The sequence below is a fragment of the Plasticicumulans sp. genome (genome assembly GCF_035331805.1).
Taxonomy (GTDB): domain Bacteria; phylum Pseudomonadota; class Gammaproteobacteria; order Competibacterales; family Competibacteraceae; genus Plasticicumulans.
Window position 1 is genome coordinate 10,552 of sequence record NZ_DAOLKE010000067.1, and the last position, 3,426, is coordinate 13,977.

The following is a 3,426-nucleotide window of genomic DNA, read 5'->3' on the forward strand; positions in this document are numbered from 1 at the left end:
TCGATGACGCACATCGATACGGGGTGTGCCGCCTTGGCTTCGCCGCTCGCAGCGCACCCCGAGCCGTCGGCGCGGGGCGGTGGCACAGGGGCCGGAGGCGAGCTGCGGCCGCGGTCCGGCCGGCGCACGGCGAACGGGCCTCGCGGCCATCCGTCGATCCGGGAAAGCCGGGGTGCCCGCAACTACAGTCGGTGCGCCGCTGAAAACCCGGCCATTTCCTTCCTGCCTGCGCCGCACGCCGGCGCACCGATCCTGCGAGCCCGCGATGACCCAGGGACCGACCGCTTCCCGCCCCACGGCTGCCGCTGCCGGCGACGATGAACTGACGCGCGCCGTGCTGCATCACCAGGTCGGCGAGCTGGCCGAGGCCGAAGCCTTGTACCGCGCCGCCCTCGCGCGCCAGCCCGACGATGCGCCGGTGCTGAACCTGCTCGGGCAGATCCGGCTGGAGCGTGGTGATGCACAGGAGGCGGCGGCACTGCTCGGCCGGGCCTGGCAGCTCGCGCCGCAGACGCCGGGGCTGGCGCTGGTGCTTGGGCAGGCACTGCATGCGCACGGGCAGCTCGCGGCGGCGCGTGACTGCCTGCAGCAGGCGCGGCAGGCTGCGCCGGCCGATGCCGGGCTGCTCGCCGAACTGGCCTCGGTCGAGCAGGACGACGGTCACTTTGCCGCCGCTGCCGCGCTGCTGCGCGAGCGCCTCGCGCAGGCGCCCGAGGATGCGCACGCGGCCTGGCATCTGGCGCTGGCGCTGCTCAGCCTCGGCGAGCTCGACGCCGGCTGGGCGCAGTACGAGGCGCGCAGTCGCGTGTTCGGCGTCGATTACACCGGCCTCGGCATGCAGCGCTGGGACGGCACGCCGCTCGATGGCGACGGCGAGGCACTGCTGCTGCTGGCCGAGCAGGGCGTCGGCGACGAGATCCTGTTCGCTTCCTGCGTGCCCGATGCGCTGGCGCGCGCCGAATCCGTGACACTGTTCTGCGATCCGCGCCTGCAGCCGCTGTTCGCGCGCTCGTTCCCGGGCGCGAGCGTGCTGCCGCTCGTGCGCGGTGGCGGCGTGCAGCGCAGCGTCGAGCGTCCGGCCTGCACGCATTACCTCGAAGCCGGCAGCCTGCCGCGGTGGTTCCGCCGCCGGATCGAGGACTTCCCGGCCGTGCCCGGCTATCTGCTCGCCGATGCCGCGCGTGCCGCGCACTGGCGACGCTGGCTCGCCGGGCTCGGCAAGGGCCTGAAGATCGGTCTCTGCTGGAGGAGCGGCCTGCGCGGCGGGGCCCGCGAACGCCATTACGCCGCGCTCGAAGCCATGGCGCCGCTGTTCGGGGTGCCGGGCGTGCGCTGGGTCAGCGTGCAGTACGACCCGTCCGCGCCGGAACTGGCGGCCGCGCAGGCGCGCTTCGGCGTCCCGATCGCCGAGCCGCCGGGGCTTGACCAGCGCAACGCGCTCGACGAGGTCGCGGCCCTGCTCGATGGCCTCGATCTGGTGATCTCGGCGAGCACCGCGGTCGCCGAACTCGCCGCCGCGCTCGGCGTGCCGGTCTGGCGCTTCCTGACCGGCAGCGGCTGGCCGATGCTCGGCACCGATGCGATGCCTTGGCATCCGACGCAGCGGCTGTGGTCGCGCCCGCCCGATCAGCCCGACTGGCAGCCGACCTTCACGGCGATGGCGCAGGCACTGGCGAAGGTGCCGCCCCGCGAGCGCCCGGCGGATGCCGTCGCCAGCCGTCAGCTCGACGCCGCGCTGGCGCTGTTTCGCAAAGGCCGCCACGCCCCGGCGCGCGAGGCCGCGGTGACGCTGACAGGCCAGCGGCCCGATCTCGCCGGCGTCTGGCATCTGCTCGGGCTGGCGGCGCGCGAAGGCGGGGAGGGGGCGCTGGCGCACGCCGCCTTCGTGCGCGCGCTGACGCTGACGCCGCAGGAGCCGAGCCTCGCGTACAACTTCGGCGCACTGGCGGAGCGCGGCGGCGCGCTCGATCTGGCGATCCACCTGTACCGCCGGGCGCTGCGGCGGGCCGGCGACTGGCCGGAGGCGCGTCTGGCGCTGGCCGAGACCCTGACCCGCCGCGGCGGTGCGGCCCTCGATGCCAATGCGGCCGCCGCGGCGCTGCCGGACTTCGAGGCCGCGCTGGCGCTGGAGCCGACGCTCGCCGATGCCTGGAACAACGCCGGGCTGGCCCTGCTGCGTGCCGGCCGGCCGCAGGAGGGCTGCGCGGCGCACGACACCGCTCAGCAGCTCGCACCCGCCGATGTCCGCTACCGCTGGAACGCCGCTTACACACGCCTCGCCGCCGGTGATCTCGCCGGCGGCTGGGCCGACTACCGCTGGCGCTGGCGCGGCATCCACGTGCCGAACGACTACCCGTTTCCGGAAGCCGCGCCGGGCGAATCACTCGCCGGGCGGCATGTGCTGGTGTTCGCCGAGCAGGGCCTCGGCGACGAGATACTGTTTTCGACCTGTCTGCCGGATCTGCTCGCCGAGGCGCGGGCCGTGACGCTGGAGTGCGACCCGCGGCTGGTGCCGCTGTATGCGAGGAGCTTCCCCGGCGTGCGCCTGATCGGCAGCCGGCGCAGCGGTCTCGACTGGGAGCGGCTCGCTGCGGACATCGACGTGAAGCTGCCGCTCGGTGAACTCGCCTGCCGCTACCGCCCGAGGCTCGATGCCTTCCCGCCGCAACCGGCGCTGCCGCTGCGCGCCGGGGCCGATGCGGTCCGCCACTGGCAGCAGCGCCTGCACGCGGTGTTCGACGCCGGCGTCACGGTCGGACTGGTCTGGCGCAGCGGCCTGCGGGCGGCGAACCGCACGAACCTGTATCCGCCGCTCGCCGGTCTGGCGCGCACGCTGGCGGCGCGTGCGCAACTGCGCGTCGTCGTGCTGCAGCACGATGCCGAGCCCGCCGAGCTGGAGGCGCTGACGGCGGCCGGCGTGCCGTGGTGGCGGCCGGAGGATCTCGACCTGCGCGACGACCTCGATGGCCTCGCGGCGCTGCTGACGGCGCTCGATCTCACCCTCGGGGCCGCGACGGCCACGACCGAACTCGCCGGTGCGCTCGGGCGGCCGGCGTGGCGGCTGTACCCGTATCCGGCCTGGGTCGCGCTCGGCAGCGGCGGCTGTCCGTGGCATCCGCAGATGCTCGAATTCACCAGGGCGGGCGGCATCGATGCGCCGTGGGAGGCGCTGCTCGCCGGGCTCGGCGCGACGCTCGATGCGGCGCTGGCGCCGGTCGCCTCGCCGGCGGCACCGACGCTCGCCGCCCTGCTCGATGAACTGCTCGGCGAAGGCCAGTGCGCGGTGCTCGCCGGTGATGTGTCGGCCGAATGGGCACTGCCCGAGGTGATGCAGCGCCTCGGACCCGACGGCCTGCTGCTGCGCTTCGATCCGGATGGCACGGGGCCGGCGGCCGGCACGCTGTGGCCGGGCCGGCTGGCGGCGGC

At 75.0% G+C, this 3,426-nt stretch carries 1 protein-coding gene; it reads left to right on the plus strand.

What is annotated here, in order from left to right; translation table 11 throughout:
* Positions 1 to 265 precede the first annotated feature (265 nt).
* On the plus strand, positions 266 to 3,426 hold a 3,161-nt coding region (locus PKE44_RS07125), incomplete at its 3' end, for a tetratricopeptide repeat protein (protein ID WP_324549505.1).